Below are 17,909 nucleotides of genomic sequence, written 5' to 3'. Positions count from 1 at the left end.
TCCGACCGCCGAGCAGCACGCATTGCACACATAGCGAACAGAGCAAACGGTCCGCCTCCTGCACCTTCCCCGCTGGAGGCGGACCGCCGCATTCCAAGGGCTTTTCAAGGGCTAGTGTGGGGCGCTGTCCAGCCGACTCCGAGGGCCCGCACCCCCGGAACCACCCCGGACCCAGTCCGGGGGACCCCCAGCCGGAGGGCCCGTACCGCGATGTCCCTGCACCCCCACCAGGCAACCACCGCCGCAGAGGCCCCGGCGTTCCCCCGGCACGTCGTCACCGCGGTCCTGGTCGCCCACGACGGCGCCCGCTGGCTCCCGCAGGCCCTCGCCGGACTCCTCGGCCAGGACCGCCCCGTCCAGAACTGGGTCGCCGCCGACACCGGAAGCGCCGACGACTCCGCCCGGCTGCTCGCCGACGCCCTCGGCGACGACCGCGTCCTCCACCTCGCCCGCCGTACCTCCTTCGGTGCCGCCGTCGACGAGGCCGCCCGCAACGCAGCCACCCTCACCCCCGAGGACCTCCCCTACCTCAAGCGCCCCAGCGGCTGGGATCCCGTCAGCCGCACCTGGCGCGACGACACCTACGACCTCCCCGAGCTCCCCCACGGAGAGCCCGTCCAGTGGCTGTGGCTGCTGCACGACGACTGCGCCCCCGAACCCGACGCTCTCGCCGAACTCCTCCGCGTCGCCGACGAGAACCCCGACGCCGGCGTCCTCGGCCCCAAGCTCCGCGGCTGGTACGACAAGAAGCAGCTCCTCGAAGCCGGCGTCACCATCGCCCACAGCGGCCGCCGCTGGACCGGCCTGGACCGCCGCGAACAGGACCAGGGCCAGCACGACCAGGTCCGCACCGTCCTCTCCGTCTCCACCGCCGGCATGCTCGTCCGCCGGGACGTCTACGACGCCCTCGGCGGCTTCGACCGGCGGCTCCCCCTCATGCGCGACGACGTCGACCTCTGCTGGCGGGCCCACCGGGCCGGCCACCCCGTTCTCGTCGCCCCGGACGCCGTCCTCCGCCACGCCGAGGCCTCCGCCCGGGAACGCCGCACCGTCGACTGCGCCGGCCGAGGGGCGTCCAGCCCGCACCGTGTGGACAAGGCCGGCGCCGCGTACACCGTCCTGGTCAACAGCCCCGGCGCGGTCCTCCCCTGGGTGCTGCTCCGGCTGGTCCTCGGCACCCTGCTGCGCACCCTCGGCTACCTCGTCGGCAAGGCCCCGGGCCAGGCCGTCGACGAGTTCACCGGACTCCTCGGCACCCTGCTCCGCCCCGGCCGGATCCTCACCGGCCGACGCAGACGCGGCCGCCCCGCCGTCCCCGCCAAGGAGCTCCGCCCCCTCTTCCCGCCGCCCGGTGCCACCCTCCGCGCCAACGTCGAACAGCTCGCCGGCCACCTCGGCGCCGGCCGCGACACCGACACCGGCGGCGCCGGCCGGCACGGCGGCGCCATCGAATCCGGCCCCGGCGGCGACGACGCCGACTACCTGCACATCGAGCAGTTCGCCCGGCTCAAGCGGATCGCCCGCAACCCCGCCCCCGTCCTCTTCGCCCTCCTCCTGCTCGTCTCCCTCGTCGCCTGCCGCTCCCTGCTGGCCGGCGGCACCCTCATGGGCGGCGCACTGCTGCCCGCCCCCGCCGGAGCGGGCGACCTCTGGCGCACCTACGCCGACGACTGGCACCCCATCGGCACCGGCTCCACCGCCGGCGCACCCCCCTACCTCGCCGTCCTCGCCGCGCTCTCCGCCGTGCTGCTCGGCTCCACCCAGGCCGCCCTCACCCTGCTCCTGGTGTGCTCCGTCCCGCTCGCCGGACTCACCGCCTACTTCGCCTCCCGCCCCCTGGTCGAATCCCGGCTGCTGCGCGCCTGGGCCGCCGTCGCCTACGCCTTCCTGCCCGCCGTCACCGGAGCCCTGGCCGGCGGCCGGCTCGGCACCGCGCTCCTCGCCGCGCTCCTCCCGCTGATCGCCCGCGCCGGCGTCTCCGCGTACGGACTCGCCGGAGCGGGCGACCCCGACGGGGACCGCGGCAGCTGGCGCGCGGTGTGGACGTACACCCTGCTCCTCACCCTGGCCGCCGCCTTCACCCCGGTGCTCTGGCCGCTCGCCGCGGTCCTCGGCACCGCCGCCGTGGTGCTCCGCCGCGCGGACTGGAAGACGTACGTCGTCCGCCACGCCGCCGTCCTGGCGACCCCGCTGCTGCTCCTCGCGCCCTGGTCGCTCACCCTGCTCACGCACCCCGGCCGCTTCCTCCGCGAAGCCGGCCTGCCCTACGGCAGCGGCGCCGCCACCGCCCTCGACCTGCTCGGCATCAGCCCCGGCGGCCCCAAGACCGGCGGCGGACTGCTGCTTCTCGGCATCGTCCTCGCCGCGCTGGCCGCGCTCCTGCGCGAGGGCCGCGGCTTCGCGGTCCGCACCGCCTGGGCCGCCGCCCTCGCCGGGCTGCTCCTCGCCGTCCTCACCAACCGCACCGGCTGGGCCGGCCCCGCCACCCTGGTCTACGGCCTCGCCCTGCTGGCCGCCGCCGTCATCGGTGCCGACGGCGCCAAGGACCGGCTCGCCGCCCACGGCTTCGGCTGGCGGCAGCCGCTGGCCGCACTCATCGCCCTGGCCGCCGCGGCCGGCCCGCTGCTCGGCGCGGCCGGCTGGACGACCGTCGGCGCCGACGGCCCCCTCGACCGCCGCGACCCCGTGCAGGTCCCGGCGTTCGTCGCCGAGGAGAGCGGCACCCGCGACCAGCCCCGCACCCTCGTGCTCGGTGGCAGCTCGCCCGCCACCGTCGCCTACACCCTGGTCCGCGGCTCAGGCGGCCGCCTCGGCGACGCCGAACTCGCCGAAGCCACCGGTGGCGACCAGCTCCTCGACAAGGTCGTCTCCAGCCTGGTCGCGGGATCCGGCGCCGACCAGACCGACCAGCTCGGCGCCTTCGCCGTCCGCTACGTCCTGGTCCGCGACGGCGCCCCCGAGCAGTTCCGGCACGTCCTCGACGCCACCCCCGGCCTGAGCCGGCTCAGCCAGCTCGACGGCAGCGCCCTCTGGCGGGTCGACCGGCAGGTCGCCCGCGCCGTGATCCTCTCCGGCAAGCCCGGCGAGGCCCCGATCCCGGTGGCCTCCGGCCCGGTCGACGCCCACACGACCGTGCCCGCGGGCGAGCCCGGCCGGACCCTGCGCATCGCCGACCGCGCCGACGCCGGCTGGCGGGCCACCCTCGACGGCGAGCCGCTCCGGGCCAAGACCCTCGACGGCTGGGCCCAGGGCTTCGAACTCCCCGCCGCCGGCGGCCGCCTGGACCTCGTGCACGCCGACTCCGCCACCGGCACCGCCTGGCACTGGGCGCAGGCCCTGCTCGCCGTGGTGCTGCTGGTGCTGGCCCTGCCCGGCCGCCGCCGGCAGCTCGACGACGACCTTCCCGACGAGGAGGGCGCCGGCCCGGACGGTGCGGCGGGCGGGGAGTACGGCGAGGGCCGCCGGGCCCGCCGCCTGCGGGCCGGAGCCGGAGCGGCGGACCCCGCGGCCGATGCTGCGGCACCCGTCACCGCCGACCCGTACGCGGAGATCCCCGCGCAGGTGCCCTACCCGCAGGACACGTACGGCTACGACTACGGCGGTACGGCCGGCACCGGCGGGGACCCGGGCGACGTCCACGGGGACCACGGCGGCCCGGGGCACCCCGAGCCGCACGGCGGACCCGCAGACCCCGGCGACCCCGGGCGGCAGCAGGACCCGGCGTACGACGGATACCCCGGGCAGCAGCAGTACCCCTACGCCTACGGGACCGGCACGTCCTACGGTCAGTACGACCAGTACGACCAGTACGGCGGCCCGTACGAACAGCCCGCACAGCCCGCACAGCACGCGCAGTACGAGCACGAACAGCACGAACAGCGCGAACAGCACGGGCAGCAGTACGACGCATACGGACAGCCGACCGGCCACCAGCAGCCGCGTCCGGACGGGAGCCACCGGCAGTGAAGCGCGCACCCCTGACCCTCGCGGCCGCGGCCGCCGCGCTCGCCGCCCTCACCGGCGTGGCCGCGCTCACCGCACCCGACGGCACGGCGGCCACGGGCGCCGGCCCGGGCCCGGCCGCCGCCCGCCGGCCCGTCGAGCGGTCCGCCCTGGTCTGCCCGGCACCCTCCGGGTCGGACATCGCGGAGACCGCCTACACGGCCGTCACCCCCGCCGGCGGGGCGGGCGGCCGGGGCACCGCCCGGCTGACCGGCGCCACCAAGGAGCAGAAGCAGCTGCTGGAACTGAAGGAGGTGGGCAAGCCGGTCGGCGCCACCGCCTCCGGCGCCGAGGCCCCGGCCCTGACCGGGACCGCCGACGGCGCCCTCGCCCCCGGCTGGACCGCCCAGCAGACCACCAAGGTGTCGGTGGGGCAGGCCCGTGGCCTGCTCGGCCTGTCCTGCACCCCGCCCGGCACCGACTTCTGGTTCCCGGGCACCGCGACCTCCCAGGGCCGCCAGGACTACGTCCACCTCACCAACGCGGACGACACCCCGGCCGTGGTGGACATCGAGCTGTTCGGTCCGGAGGGCCGGGCCAAGGCGGAGCAGGGCAGCGGGGAGAACATCCGGGTCGGCCCGAAGTCCTCGGTGCGGGTCCTGCTCACCACCCTGACCTCCGAACAGCTGCCGGACGTCACCGCCCATGTGACGACCCGTTCGGGCCGGGTCGGGGCCTCCGCCCAGGTCATGGAGGACGGGGTCGGCGCCGACTGGCTGCCCGCCTCCGCCGACCCCGCGGCCTCCCTGGTGCTGCCCGGCATTCCGGCCGACGCCACCTCGGTCCGGCTGGTCGCCCACGTCCCCGGTGAGGAGGACGCCGACCTGCGCATCCGGCTGGCCGGGCCGGGCGGCTCGATCAGCCCGGCCGGGAGCGAGCAGCTGCACGTCAAGGGCGGTATGACCACCTCCCTCGACCTCAAGGACGTCACCCGCGGCGAGCCGGGCTCCCTGGTGCTGACACCCGCGGACTCGAAGAAGCCCGTCCCGGTGGTGGCTGCGGTCAGGGTGGTCCGGGGCACCGGAGCCAAACAGGAACTCGGTTTCGTCCCGGCGGCCGGCCCGGTCGCCGCACGGGCCACCAACGCCGACAACCGCACCGACCAGGGGGCCACCACCCTCTCGCTCACGGCGCCGGTCACGGACGCCAAGGTGCGGGTGACCGCCTCGCCCGGCACCCAGGGCGGCGAGCCCGCGAGCCAGGAGTACACGGTGAAGGCCGGCACCACCCTCGCGGTCGCACCCCCGCCGGTACCGGGCGGCGGGGGCAAGGGCTCGTACGCGCTGACCGTGGAGACCCTCTCGGGCGGCCCGGTGCACGCGGCACGCACCCTGTCGCTGCCCCACGAGGGCATCCCGTTCTTCACGGTGCAGCCGCTCACCGACGACCACGGCACCGTCTCCGTCCCCAAGGCGTCCCAGGACCTGACGGTCCTGGAGGACGGGCGGAACTGAGCGGGACCGGCGGCTGCGGCTGCAGGGGCAAAGGAAGAGGGCGGAGGGTGCCTCAGTCCTGCCCGTCCTGCCCGTAGCGGGGGTCGACGGTCTCGGGCGACAGCCCGAGCAGCTCGGCCACCTGCTCCACCACGATCTCGTGCACCAGCAGCGCCCGGTCGTCGCGGGTCTTCGAACGGATCTCCACCGGCCGCCGGTAGACGATGATCCGGGCCGGCCGGCCCTCGTGCGGCTCCACCAGCCCGCCCAGCGGCACCGCCTCGTCGTTCCACCCGGTGTCGGCGCCGCCCGGCGCCCCCGGGACCTCCGCGACCATGAACTCCACCTCGGCCAGCTGCGGCCAGCGCCGCTCCAGCCGCTCGACCGAGTCCTGCACGAGATCCCCGAAGAGCTCGGCCCGGCTGGCCGACAGGGGCACCTGCGGCGGGGCCACCGGCCCGCGCATGCCCCGGCCGTGCCGGTCGCGTCGGCGGGGGCGGGGCTCGGTGGGCTGCGGCGGCGGCGAACTGTCCATCACCCCGGCAGGGTAGCCCTCCGCCGCTCCCGAAGGGTCCGATTCCGCCGTCGGCGAGGGGATGTCACGCAGCGGACATTCCGGGCGCGTTCCGGCGACGGGAACGGCCGGACCGGGCGCGCCTGCGGCCCTGGTCAGGGCCGCCCGGGGGCGGGATCAGGCCACGACACGGGGGAGTGAGCTGACCCGGAGTCGTCGCGGCCCGGTCAAGAGTGCGGTACCGTCCAACGTCGTGAGCCTTGTACGTCGCTGTTCTCGCACCGCGTGCGGCCGCCCTGCCGTCGCAACACTGACGTACGTCTACGCCGATTCGACCGCAGTCCTCGGCCCGCTCGCCACCTACGCCGAACCCCACTGCTACGACCTGTGCGCCGAGCACTCGGAGCGCCTGACCGCCCCGCGCGGCTGGGAAGTCGTACGCCTGTCCGATGGTTCCGCGCCGTCCCGGCCGAGCGGCGACGACCTCGAAGCGCTGGCCAACGCCGTGCGCGAGGCGGCGCGCCCGCAGGACCGGGCGGCGGAGGCCGGCGGCAGCGGCCGTTCCGGCGCAGGTCCGAGGAACGAGACACGTCGCGGCCATCTGCGCGTACTGCGCTCGCCGGATTCCTGACGCTTTTGCGCCGCTGAAGCCCCCGTGCGGCAGGGTAGGTTGTCCGGACGGACAGGACCCCAGGTGGAGGGCAGGCAGTGGCTGCGGATCTTTCGAACATCGTCAAGGCGTACGACGTGCGCGGAGTCGTCCCGGACGAGTGGGACGAGACTCTGGCGGAGCTGTTCGGGGCGGCGTTCGTCGAGATCACGGACGCGTCGGCGATCGTCATCGGCCACGACATGCGGCCCTCTTCGCCCGGGCTGTCCTCGGCCTTCGCGCGCGGCGCGGCCGCCCGCGGGGCCGACGTCACCCTGATCGGCCTTTGCTCGACCGACCAGCTGTACTACGCCTCCGGCGCGCTCAACCTGCCGGGCGCCATGTTCACGGCCTCCCACAACCCCGCGCAGTACAACGGCATCAAGCTGTGCCGTGCCGGCGCGGCCCCGGTCGGCCAGGACACCGGCCTCTCGGACATCCGCGCCCTGGTGGAGAAGTGGTCGGAGAGCGGCGCCCCCGCCGCGGCCGCCACCCCCGGCACCGTGACCGAGCGCGACACGCTCGCCGACTACGCCGCGCACCTCCGCGGCCTGGTCGACCTGTCCGCGATCCGTCCGCTGAAGGTGGTCGTGGACGCGGGCAACGGCATGGGCGGCCACACCGTCCCGTCGGTGTTCGAGGGCCTCGCCCTCGACCTGGTGCCGATGTACTTCGAGCTGGACGGCACCTTCCCGAACCACGAGGCCAACCCGTTGGACCCGAAGAACATCGTGGACCTCCAGGCCCGGGTCAAGGCCGAGGGAGCCGACCTCGGCATCGCCTTCGACGGCGACGCCGACCGCTGCTTCATCGTCGACGAGCGCGGCGAGGGCGTCTCCCCGTCGGCGATCACCGCCCTGGTCGCCGCCCGCGAGCTGGCCCGCAACGGCGGCACCGGCACGGTGATCCACAACCTGATCACCTCCTGGTCGGTCCCGGAGGTCGTCAAGGAGCACGGCGGCACCCCGGTCCGCACCCGCGTGGGCCACTCCTTCATCAAGGAGGAGATGGCGAAGACCGGCGCGATCTTCGGCGGCGAGCACTCGGCGCACTACTACTTCAAGGACTTCTGGAACGCGGACACCGGCATGCTGGCCGCACTCCACGTCCTGGCGGCCCTCGGCACCCAGGACGGCCCCCTCTCCGCCCTGGTGTCCTCCTACGAGCGCTACTCCGGCTCCGGCGAGATCAACTCCACGGTCGCCGACCAGGCGGCCCGCCTCGCCGCGGTCAAGGAGGCGTACGCATCCCGCGAAGGCGTCGAGCTGGACGAGCTCGACGGCCTGACCGTCTCCGCCGCCGACTGGTGGTTCAACGTCCGCGCCTCCAACACGGAGCCCCTGCTCCGCCTGAACGTCGAGGCCCGCGACCCGGAGACGCTCGCCCGCATCCGCGACGAAGCCCTCACCCTGATCCGCGCCTGACCCGAGCCGCCCCGCGTGCGCGGCGCGGCCGAAGCGTGAGCGGGCGTTCCGCATGGCTGTGCCCCCACCCCGGCAAGGGCGGGGGCGGGGGCGCGGCTCCGCGAAAGATGTGGGCGGCGCCTCCGCCGTAGGTGTGGGCAGGCGTTCCGCAGGGCGGAACGGGTGGGCACACCGGAACGCCGCTCCGCAGGCAACGCTCCCGCCCCACCGAAGCCATGGCCGGGCTCGGCCGCAGCCGCTGCCCCCGGGCCCGGGCGGGGCTCCGCCGGACCCGGCACCGCCGGGAGCGGAGCTCCGCCCGGACGGGGTCCGACCCGTCTGCGGGGTCGGGGTGCGGGGACACGCTGCGCGTCCGGCGCGGGCCGGTGTGCCGTGTGCCCACCCGTGCCGCCCTGCGGCACGCCTGCCCACACGGCCGGTGGCGACGCGGCACGCCTGCCCACACGGCGGCGCGGTACGGCACGCCTGCCCACACGGCCCAGGCAACGTCGGCGGGGGTACCGCCGAGCGCCACGCACGGCGGCGGGACGCGGCACGCTGCGGCGCAGCCGAAAGGCAGGGCCCAGCCGGGCCCGAGCGCCCGTACGGCGGTGCAGCCAAAGAGCCCTGGCGGTACGCTGACCTGGCCCAACCTCATACGTATCCCGAAGGGACCCCTCATGCCGCTCGAAGCCGGCCTCCTGGAGATCCTCGCCTGCCCCGCCTGCCACTCGCCCCTCCAGGACGAGACCAAGGCCGAGACGCCCGAGCTGATCTGCACCGGCACGGACTGCGGCCTGGCCTACCCGGTCCGGGACGGCATCCCGGTCCTCCTCGTGGACGAGGCCCGCCGCCCCGCCTGAGCGCCCGAACCGGCCCAGCCGGCGGTCAACGGCCCGCCGCCCCCGCAAAGCACCGTGAGCCGTGACCCGTGAGCCGAGATCCGAGAGCCTGAGAACTCAACCGACCGGAGGCCCCGCATGCTCGACGAGTCGCTGCTCGACGCACCGGAAGACCTGGCCCGCGCCGACCGCCGCGGACTGCTCCGCGGCGCGGCCGAAGCCGGGGCCCGGGTCCGCACCGCGGCCCGGCACGCGGCCGAGGCAGGTCTGGGCGAGCTCCGCCCGGACGGGCGCCCCCGGACCGTCCTGATCGCCGGTCCGGGTACCGCCGCCACCGGCGTGGCCGACCTCCTCGGCGCCCTGGCGGGCGCCTCGGCGCCGGTCACCCGGCTGCACCCCACCGGCGTCGCGCACGCCGCCGGGGCACTCCGCTGGGCCCTGCCCGGCTGGGCGGGCCCCGTCGACCTGCTGCTCGTGGCCACCACCGACGGCACCGAACCCGGCCTCGCCCAGCTCGTGGAGCAGGCGTACCGCCGCGGCTGCACCGTGGTCGCCGTGGCCCCGCCCCGTTCCCCGATCAACGAAGCGGTGCAGGCCGCCCACGGCCTCCTGGTACCGATGGCCAAGGCTCCGTACGAGGACTACGACGAGAGTGCCTCGGCCGGCCCCGGCGCCCTGTGGGCCCTGCTCACCCCCCTGCTCGTGCTGCTCGACAAGGTCGGCCTGATCACCGCCGCCCCGCACACCCTGCAGCTGGTCGCCGACCGCCTCGACCACACCGCGGAACGCTGCGGCCCGGCCATCGCCACGTACAGCAACCCCGCCAAGACCCTGGCCGCCGAGCTCGCCGACTCCCTCCCGCTCATCTGGAGCGAGGGTCCCGGCGCCGCGCCGGCCGGCCGCCGTTTCGCCGCCACCCTCGCCGAGCTGGCCGGCCGCCCGGCGCTCGCCGCCGAGCTGCCCGAGGCGCTGCCGCGCCACGGGGTCCTGCTCGCCGGCGCCTTCGCGGCCGGCGCCGACCCCGAGGACTTCTTCCGCGACCGGGTCGAGGAGCCCCAGGCCCTGCACGCCCGGGTGGTCCTGCTCCGGGACCGGCCGTCCGGCGGCCTCACCGCCGCCCCCGCGGCCCGCGAACTCGCCCTCAGCCACGACACGGCCATCAGCGAACTCGAACCCGAGGAAGGCGGGGAGCTGGAGCAGCTCGCCGAGCTCCTCGCCATCACGGACTTCGCCACCGCCTACCTCGCGCTGGCGTCCGGAGGCCGCCCCTGACGGCGCGTACGCACCCGCGCACGCACCCGTTCCCGCACCCGCGCACGCACCGGGGATCCAGGCCCCCACCGCTCGAAGCAGCAGCAACACCGGCAACACCGGCAACACCGCGCACCAGGGCGCAAGCAGCGCGCGACCAGCGCACCACCGCACCAGGCGCAGCAGCACCCCCGCGAACCAGCGCACCCGTGCACCGCCGCGCCGCCCACACCGAGGAAGCCAGGAAAACCACCGATGGACCGCCTGACGAACACCGTCCGCCCCTACGCCTGGGGCTCCACCACCCTGATCCCGGAGCTCCTCGGCACCGAGCCGACCGGCGAACCCCAGGCGGAGATGTGGCTGGGCGCGCACCCCGGCGCCCCCTCGCGCCTCGACCGCGGTTCCGGTGAGACCGCCCTGTCCGAGGTCATCGCCGCCGACCCCGAGCGCGAGCTCGGCGCGGCCACCGTCGCCAAGTTCGGGCCCCGGCTGCCGTTCCTGCTCAAGATCCTCGCGGCCGGTGCGCCGCTGTCCCTCCAGGTCCACCCCGACCTCGCGCAGGCCCGGGAGGGCCACGCCGACGAGGAGCGCCGCAGCGTCCCCGTCGACGCTCCGCACCGCAACTACAAGGACGCCAACCACAAGCCCGAACTGATCTGCGCGCTCACCCCGTTCGACGGCCTGTGCGGGTTCCGCCCGCCGCTGGAGGCCGCCGACCTGCTTTCCGGGCTGGAGGTCGACTCCCTCAAGCCGTACGTGGACCTGCTGCACGCCCACCCCGAGGAGGCGGCGCTGCGCGAGATGCTGACCGCCGTACTCAGCGCGGACCGGGAGCAGATGGCCGGGACCGTGGCCGAGGCCACCGCCGCCGCCACCCGCCTCGGCGGCGCGTACGCCCCGTACGCCGTCCTCGGCCACCACTACCCGGGCGACCCCGGCGTGATCGCGGCCATGCTCCTCAACCACGTCCGACTGCAGCCCGGCGAGGCCATGTTCCTCGGCGCCGGCGTCCCGCACGCCTACATCAGCGGCCTCGGCGTGGAGTTGATGGCGAACTCCGACAACGTGCTGCGGTGCGGCCTGACGCCCAAGCACGTGGACGTCCCCGAGCTGCTGAGGATCGTGAAGTTCGAACCCTCCGAGCCGGCCCTGCTCCGCCCCGAGGGCGAGACCGGCGAGGAGGTCTACGAGACCCCGATCGACGAGTTCCGCCTCTCCCGCTTCGACCTGGCCCCGGCCGCCGCCCCGGTCTCCGTCCCGGCCGGCACCCCGCAGATCCTGCTCTGCACCGCAGGTTCGGTCCGGGTCGGCGAACTGACCCTGGCACCGGGCGAGTCCGTCTTCGTCCCGGCAGGCGAAATGGCCGAACTGTCCGGGAATGGCACGGTCTTCCGCGCCACTGTGGTCGCCTGACGCGCCGTCTGCACCGAGGGCTGCAACAATGTGCGGCCGTACCAGTGGTAGCAGGGTCAGCGTCAGGAAAGGACATCCGCACTCATGAGCGCGTCGGGCGGTACCAGGGCGATCGTGGCGGCACTCGCCGCCAACCTCGCCATCGCCGCAGCCAAGTTCGTTGCCTTCATCTTCAGCGGCTCCTCGTCGATGCTCGCGGAAAGCGTCCACTCGCTGGCGGACTCCGGAAACCAGGGCCTGCTGCTCCTCGGCGGCAAGAAGGCGCAGCGCGAGGCGACTCCGCAGCACCCCTTCGGATACGGGCGTGAGCGCTACATCTACGCCTTCCTGGTCTCCATCGTGCTGTTCAGCGTCGGTGGCATGTTCGCCATCTACGAGGGCTACGAGAAGATCAAGGAACCGCACGCCATCGAGGCGTGGTACTGGCCGGTCGGGGTCCTGGTCTTCGCGATCATCGCCGAGAGCTTCTCCTTCCGCACCGCCATCAAGGAGTCGAACGAGATCCGCGGCAAGCTGACGTGGACCCAGTTCGTACGGCGGGCCAAGGCCCCCGAACTCCCCGTCGTCCTCCTGGAGGACCTCGGCGCCCTCGTCGGCCTGGTCCTCGCCCTGTTCGGCGTCGGCCTCGCGCTGATCACCGGCAACGGCGTCTGGGACGGCATCGGCACCCTGTGCATCGGCGTCCTGCTGATCCTGATCGCGATCGTGCTGGCCGCCGAGACCAAGTCGCTGCTCCTCGGCGAGGCCGCGGGCACCGAGGACGTCGAGAAGATCAAGGCCGCCATGGTCGACGGGGACACCGTCACCGGCCTGATCCACATGCGCACGCTGCACCTCGGCCCGGAGGAGCTCCTGGTGGCCGCCAAGGTCGCGGTCAGGCACGACAACACCGCGGCCCAGGTCGCGCACGCGATCGACGCCGCCGAGGAGCGGATCCGTACGGCGGTCCCGATCGCCCGCGTGATCTACCTGGAGCCGGACATCTACAAGGAGTCCGCCCCGACGGACTCCGCTCCCGCTCAGGCCGAGTCCAAGGCCGAGTAGCCCGCACCGTGCGTGAGGAGGCCCCCGCGAGCACCGGCTCGCGGGGGCCTCCTTTCGTCATTCCGGGATCGCCGATCCCCACACCGGCGGCGCCGGCACCGCCGGAAGCCCCGGAATCGCCCGCGACTTGTTCCCTGACCGGCTGGGGTCCGCTGGGCCGATCGGTGTAGATTCGTCAGCAGTGCCAGACGTCGCTGCTGATGGCAGGCGGGCGGTCCCGGTGACCGGCCGAGGGGAGAGAGGGCCTCCGACGGACTGCGCCCGGTGTGCCGTTCCGGAACCCTCCGGCCCGGTACACGGCTCAGCCGTACCCACCCTCTCGAACCACGAGGAGCAGCACGCAATGGACTTCAAGGTCGCAGACCTCTCCCTTGCCGCCTTCGGCCGCAAGGAGATCACCCTGGCCGAGCACGAGATGCCCGGCCTGATGTCGATCCGCCGCGAGTACGCCGAGGCCCAGCCGCTGGCCGGCGCCCGCATCACCGGCTCCCTGCACATGACCGTGCAGACCGCCGTCCTCATCGAGACCCTCGTCGCCCTCGGCGCGCAGGTCCGCTGGGCCTCCTGCAACATCTTCTCCACCCAGGACCACGCGGCCGCCGCCATCGCGGTCGGCCCGAACGGCACCCCGGAGAACCCGCAGGGCGTTCCCGTCTTCGCCTGGAAGGGCGAGACGCTGGAGGAGTACTGGTGGTGCACCGAGCAGGCGCTGACCTGGGCGGACACCCCCACCGGCGGCCCGAACATGATCCTGGACGACGGCGGTGACGCCACCCTCCTGGTCCACAAGGGCGTCGAGTTCGAGAAGGCCGGCGCGGCCCCGGACCCGTCCACCGCGGACTCCGAGGAGTACGGCTACATCCTCACCCTGCTCAACCGCACCCTCGTCGAGAGCCCGCAGAAGTGGACGCAGCTGGCGTCCGACGTGCGCGGCGTGACGGAGGAGACCACCACCGGTGTCCACCGCCTCTACGAGATGATGTCCGAGGGCACCCTGCTCTTCCCGGCCATCAACGTGAACGACGCCGTCACCAAGTCGAAGTTCGACAACAAGTACGGCTGCCGCCACTCCCTGATCGACGGCATCAACCGCGCCACCGACGTCCTCATCGGCGGCAAGACCGCCGTGGTCTTCGGCTACGGCGACGTCGGCAAGGGCTGCGCGGAGTCGCTGCGCGGCCAGGGCGCCCGGGTCATCATCACCGAGATCGACCCGATCTGCGCGCTGCAGGCGGCGATGGACGGCTACCAGGTCACCACCCTGGACGAGGTCGTGGAGACCGCCGACATCTTCATCACCACCACGGGCAACAAGGACATCATCATGGCCTCGGACATGGCCAAGATGAAGCACCAGGCCATCGTGGGCAACATCGGCCACTTCGACAACGAGATCGACATGGCCGGCCTGGCGAAGATCGACGGGATCGTCAAGGACGAGGTCAAGCCGCAGGTCCACACCTGGACCTTCGCGGACGGCAAGGTCCTGATCGTCCTCTCCGAGGGCCGCCTCCTCAACCTGGGCAACGCCACCGGTCACCCCTCGTTCGTGATGTCGAACTCCTTCGCGGACCAGACCCTGGCCCAGATCGAGCTCTTCACCAAGCCCGAGGAGTACCCGACCGGCGTCTACGTGCTCCCCAAGCACCTCGACGAGAAGGTCGCCCGCCTCCACCTCGACGCCCTGGGCGTCAAGCTCACCACGCTCCGCCAGGAGCAGGCCGACTACATCGGCGTCAAGGTCGAGGGCCCGTACAAGCCGGACCACTACCGCTACTGATCACCCACTGACCGATCACCGATCGGTCACCGATCAGCGGAACCCGAGTCAGGCCCCCGGCAGCCGTGCCGGGGGCCTGCCCCGTTCCCCGTACCCAAGGACCCCGCCCCATGCCCCGCGGCCGCTACTCGCTGCACGACCCGCACGACCACGCCCCCCTCGGCGAGGAGCACTTCCACTGCGCCCCCGGCCCCTCCGGCTGGCGCTACGTCTCCCAGCGCACCACCCCCGACGGCGAACACGCCGGCTCCGTGGACCTCGCCCTGGACGAGCTCGGCCGCCCCATCCGCCTCGAACTCAACGCCGCCAGCTGGCAGGTCCGCGGCGCCGCCATCGACGGCGTCACCTGGGTCCGCACCGACCCCACCGGCACCGAGGCCACCGAGGGCAACGTCCAGGCCCCCGCCTTCACCGGCACCTCCCCCGCCTTCCTGATCGCGACCGCCCGGCTGCTGCGCCTGACCCCGGGCGCCCCCGCCACCCGGGTCCGCCTCGTCCGCTTCACGGACCCGGTCCTGGCCCCTCTCACCGTCGACCAGGCATGGGCCCTGCTGGGCACCGAGACCCACCCCACCGACAGCGGACCGCTCGCCGTCGACGAATACCGGGTCACCTCCCTCGACACCGGCGAGGTCCACACCGTCCACATCGCGGGAGACGTGGTCCTCTCCGCCCCCGGCATCGAACTCGAACACCTGGAGACCCCGCCTTCGGTGTTCCCGACGGACTGACGGCTCAGGCGGTCAGTACTCCTCGTCGGGGTAGTTCCACTCCAGTACGCCCGTCGCCGCCGGCGCCGCCTCCTTCACGTACCAGGCGAAGGACTTCTCGAACTCCGGGCACCACAGGTAGGAACGGCTGACGATGAGCGGGAAAACGGTCTCCCCGACAACGAGGCAGGCACCGTCCTCCTCCTCCACCGCCATCCTGACCTGGTCTCCGATGCCTTCGTCCCGCATCAGCTCGCGGAGCTCCGTGATGACCGCCTGAGCCTGCGCCTCATCGGCGATGTTCGTGACCCGGAACCCGAATTCGATGTTCACTGACATGCTGCGCAGGCTAGGTGATCACACCGACAACCCCCGCCGAGGTGCCCGTCAGGCCGGCGGAGCGAACCCGGTCTTCCGGCCCGTGTCCACCGGCCCGGCCGGGGGAGCAGCCGGAGCGGCCGGGGTGCCGGCCGGAGCAGCCGCCGCGGGAGCCACCGGCGCCACCGGCGTCGCCGACGCGACCGGTGCGCCTGGCATTCCGCCCGGAACGGGCACTGACTGCCCGTGGTACGGCGCGGGCTGCCCGACGTACGGGTGACCTGCCGGAGCACCCCGCCCCACCCCCACGCCTACACCCGCACCCACACCCGTGCCGAAGGCGCGAGCCGCATCGCGCGACTGCCGCTCGTGCACCACCGCGGCCAGGAAGGCGGCAGCCGGTATCCCGGGCGGCGGTACCGCACCCGTACGCGCCACCAGGTCATCCGCCAGCCGTCCCGCCATCTGCGCACCGACCTGCGGATCCAGCTGACCCATCCGCGTCAGGTACTGGCGTATCGCCAGCCACAGCCCGTCCGGTACGCCCGACAGGTCGAGCCCGCTGAACTGCCCGGCCAGCCAGGGCGGCGGGGGAGGCACCGGTATCACCCGGGCGCCGGGCACCCGCTCCCGTACCACCAGCGTCCCGCCGAACACGTCCCCGAGCCGCCGACCCCGCTCCGACACCAGCGAAGCGATCACCGCGATCATCCCGAACGTCAGCAGCAGCTCGATCACGCCCATGGCCCCGCGCACCAGCGCGTGCCGGAACCGGATCGGCCCGCCGTCGTCCCGGACCACCCGCAGCCCGAGGGCCAGCTTCCCCAGCGAGCGCCCGTGGGACAACGTCTCCACGGCTATCGGAACGCCCACCAGGATCAGCACGAACGACGCCACCGCGATGGCGGCCTGCGCGGCCTCGTCCATCGAGGCCGTCCCGAGGGTGATGGCGACCGAGATCAGCACGTACCCGACGAAATACACGACCAGATCGAGCATGATCGCCAGCGCCCGGCTGGGCAACCTGGCGGGCCGCAGCCCGAGGACGACCGCGTCCCCCGTCACCAGACCACTCACCGAAACCCACCCTTCACCGCCGACCTGACCTGCCCCTTGGTCATCAAGTCTGCCAAGCTGACGACAGCGGGAGTAAGGGCTGTGGAAAACCGACGGGGCAGGGGAGCGGCAAGCGGATGGATCTCGACGTCTTCGTGACCGCACACCGCCCCGAGTGGGACCGGCTGGAGCAGCTGCTCGGCCGTGGCCGCCGGCTCACGGGTCCCGAGGCGGACGAACTCGTCTCCCTCTACCAGCGGACCGCCACCCACCTCTCGCTCATCCAGTCCAGCGCCCCCGACCCCATGCTCACCGGCCGGCTGACGCAGCTGGTCGCCCGCGCCCGCGCGACGGTGACCGGCGCCCGACGTTCCTCCTGGCGCGACGCGGCCCACTTCTTCACCGCCGGCTTCCCCGCCGCCGTCTACCGGAGCCGCCGCTGGTGGGGGCCCACCGCGGTGCTCTCCGTCGCCGTGGGCGTCCTGATCGGCTGGTGGATCGCGACGCACCCCGAGGTCCAGGCCTCGATCGCGGCCCCGGACGACCTGAAGGCCATGACCCGCCCGGGCGGGGAGTACGAGACCTACTACTCCAGCCATCCGGCTGCTTCCTTCGCCGCCCAGGTGTGGACGAACAACGCGCAGGCAGCCGCGATGTGTCTGGTCCTGGGCGCCTTCCTGGGGATCCCCGTGCTCTGGATCCTCTTCCTGAACATGGCGAACCTGGGCGTCGGCTTCGGCCTGATGGCCTCCGCCGGCCGGCTGGACGTGTTCCTCGGCCTGATCCTCCCGCACGGCCTGCTCGAACTGACCGCGGTCTTCGTGGCGGCCGGCACCGGCCTCCGCCTCGGCTGGACGGTCATCGACCCCGGCCCCCGCACCCGCCGCGAAGCCCTCGCGGAACAGGGCCGCGCGGCACTCGGCATGGCGATCGGCCTGGCCGCGATCCTGTTCGTCTCCGGTCTCATCGAAGGCTTCGTGACCCCGTCCGGCCTCCCGACCTGGGCCCGCATCACCATCGGCGTCGTGGCCGAGGCGCTGTTCTTCCTCTACGTCTACGTCCTCGGCGGCCGAGCCGCCAGGGCCGGCGAGACCGGCGACGTGGAAGCGGGGGACCGCACGGACACCCTCCCGACGGCGGCCTGAGCCGTCTCGATGTGCGTCCGGCCCCGCTCACCTGCTAGTGTCTCGTCGTCCCGCAAAGACTGTTGACACGGTCCGCGTGGGGAGGTAGATTCGAACGGTTGCGTCGGACTGGACAGTCCGATCGTGATCGAATAAAGTCTTCCTGGCTCCCGAACCTGGAATCGAATTCCACGGTTGGAGCACACCCTCCGAAATCCTGTCGGATGTCGAAGCCGGAAAAACTCGGTGAGATTCTCTGATAGAGTCGGAAACGCCGGAAGGGAAAAGCGCGAAAGCGCCGGAACCGGAAAGCACCGAGGAAATCGGGTCCGAAAAGATCTGATAGAGTCGGAAACGCAAGAACGAA

At 73.5% G+C, this 17,909-nt stretch carries 14 protein-coding genes; 11 read left to right on the top strand and 3 right to left on the bottom strand.

What is annotated here, in order from left to right; translation table 11 throughout:
- The first annotated feature begins 210 nt into the window (after window positions 1-210).
- Together ACGFQ9_RS09945 and ACGFQ9_RS09940 are read left to right on the top strand one after the other, a co-directional pair.
- The gene (locus ACGFQ9_RS09945) at window positions 211-3,966 is read left to right on the top strand and encodes a glycosyltransferase (RefSeq protein WP_393573061.1); all 3,756 of its coding nucleotides are present in this window, start codon (window positions 211-213) and stop codon (window positions 3,964-3,966) included.
- Window positions 3,963-5,456: a DUF5719 family protein gene (locus tag ACGFQ9_RS09940; RefSeq protein WP_393573059.1), complete on the top strand. Its 1,494-nt coding sequence runs from the start codon at window positions 3,963-3,965 to the stop codon at window positions 5,454-5,456. Before ACGFQ9_RS09945 ends, ACGFQ9_RS09940 begins: the two co-directional genes overlap by 4 nt.
- Before the next feature lie 52 nt (window positions 5,457-5,508).
- Here ACGFQ9_RS09940 and ACGFQ9_RS09935 read toward each other — a convergent pair whose 3' ends face one another.
- A complete protein-coding gene (locus ACGFQ9_RS09935) occupies window positions 5,509-5,970 on the bottom strand; it encodes a metallopeptidase family protein (RefSeq protein WP_393573756.1) in 462 nt (153 codons plus the stop codon).
- Between the two features lie 181 nt (window positions 5,971-6,151).
- Here ACGFQ9_RS09935 and ACGFQ9_RS09930 point away from each other — a divergent pair, with 181 nt between their 5' ends.
- The 8 genes from ACGFQ9_RS09930 (at window position 6,152) to ACGFQ9_RS09895 (ending at window position 15,065) form a co-directional block, all read left to right on the top strand.
- Entirely contained in the window at window positions 6,152-6,580 is a 429-nt protein-coding gene (locus tag ACGFQ9_RS09930) for a DUF3499 domain-containing protein (protein WP_393573755.1), read from the top strand.
- 77 nt (window positions 6,581-6,657) lie between these two features.
- A complete protein-coding gene (locus ACGFQ9_RS09925) occupies window positions 6,658-8,022 on the top strand; it encodes a phosphomannomutase/phosphoglucomutase (protein ID WP_393573057.1) in 1,365 nt (454 codons plus the stop codon).
- Between the two features lie 659 nt (window positions 8,023-8,681).
- Window positions 8,682-8,864: a Trm112 family protein gene (locus ACGFQ9_RS09920; RefSeq protein WP_393573055.1), complete on the top strand. Its 183-nt coding sequence runs from the start codon at window positions 8,682-8,684 to the stop codon at window positions 8,862-8,864.
- Between the two features lie 117 nt (window positions 8,865-8,981).
- The gene (locus ACGFQ9_RS09915; protein WP_393573053.1) at window positions 8,982-10,115 is read left to right on the top strand and encodes an SIS domain-containing protein; all 1,134 of its coding nucleotides are present in this window, start codon (window positions 8,982-8,984) and stop codon (window positions 10,113-10,115) included.
- Between the two features lie 234 nt (window positions 10,116-10,349).
- Window positions 10,350-11,510 carry a mannose-6-phosphate isomerase, class I gene (gene manA / locus ACGFQ9_RS09910; protein ID WP_393573052.1) on the top strand — a complete coding sequence of 387 codons (1,161 nt, stop codon included), beginning with the start codon at window positions 10,350-10,352 and terminating at the stop codon, window positions 11,508-11,510.
- An 84-nt stretch (window positions 11,511-11,594) separates the two neighbouring features.
- The gene (locus ACGFQ9_RS09905) at window positions 11,595-12,554 is read left to right on the top strand and encodes a cation diffusion facilitator family transporter (RefSeq protein ID WP_393573050.1); all 960 of its coding nucleotides are present in this window, start codon (window positions 11,595-11,597) and stop codon (window positions 12,552-12,554) included.
- A gap of 343 nt (window positions 12,555-12,897) precedes the next feature.
- Window positions 12,898-14,334: an adenosylhomocysteinase gene (gene ahcY / locus ACGFQ9_RS09900; protein WP_393573048.1), complete on the top strand. Its 1,437-nt coding sequence runs from the start codon at window positions 12,898-12,900 to the stop codon at window positions 14,332-14,334.
- Between the two features lie 110 nt (window positions 14,335-14,444).
- Entirely contained in the window at window positions 14,445-15,065 is a 621-nt protein-coding gene (locus ACGFQ9_RS09895; protein WP_393573046.1) for a hypothetical protein, read from the top strand.
- Window positions 15,066-15,077: 12 nt separating this feature from the next.
- Here ACGFQ9_RS09895 and ACGFQ9_RS09890 read toward each other — a convergent pair whose 3' ends face one another.
- Together ACGFQ9_RS09890 and ACGFQ9_RS09885 are read right to left on the bottom strand one after the other, a co-directional pair.
- A complete protein-coding gene (locus ACGFQ9_RS09890; protein WP_393573044.1) occupies window positions 15,078-15,383 on the bottom strand; it encodes a hypothetical protein in 306 nt (101 codons plus the stop codon).
- Between the two features lie 48 nt (window positions 15,384-15,431).
- Entirely contained in the window at window positions 15,432-16,439 is a 1,008-nt protein-coding gene (locus ACGFQ9_RS09885) for an RDD family protein (protein WP_393573042.1), read from the bottom strand.
- Window positions 16,440-16,555: 116 nt separating this feature from the next.
- On the opposite strand from ACGFQ9_RS09885, the gene ACGFQ9_RS09880 reads away from it, so the two are divergent.
- The gene (locus ACGFQ9_RS09880) at window positions 16,556-17,563 is read left to right on the top strand and encodes a stage II sporulation protein M (protein WP_393573040.1); all 1,008 of its coding nucleotides are present in this window, start codon (window positions 16,556-16,558) and stop codon (window positions 17,561-17,563) included.
- Window positions 17,564-17,909 lie beyond the last annotated feature (346 nt).

This window comes from Streptomyces sp. NPDC048603 (assembly GCF_043199475.1).
GTDB lineage: Bacteria > Actinomycetota > Actinomycetes > Streptomycetales > Streptomycetaceae > Streptomyces.
Note: the sequence above shows the minus strand (reverse complement) of the source record. Positions and strands in the feature narration are given on the sequence as shown.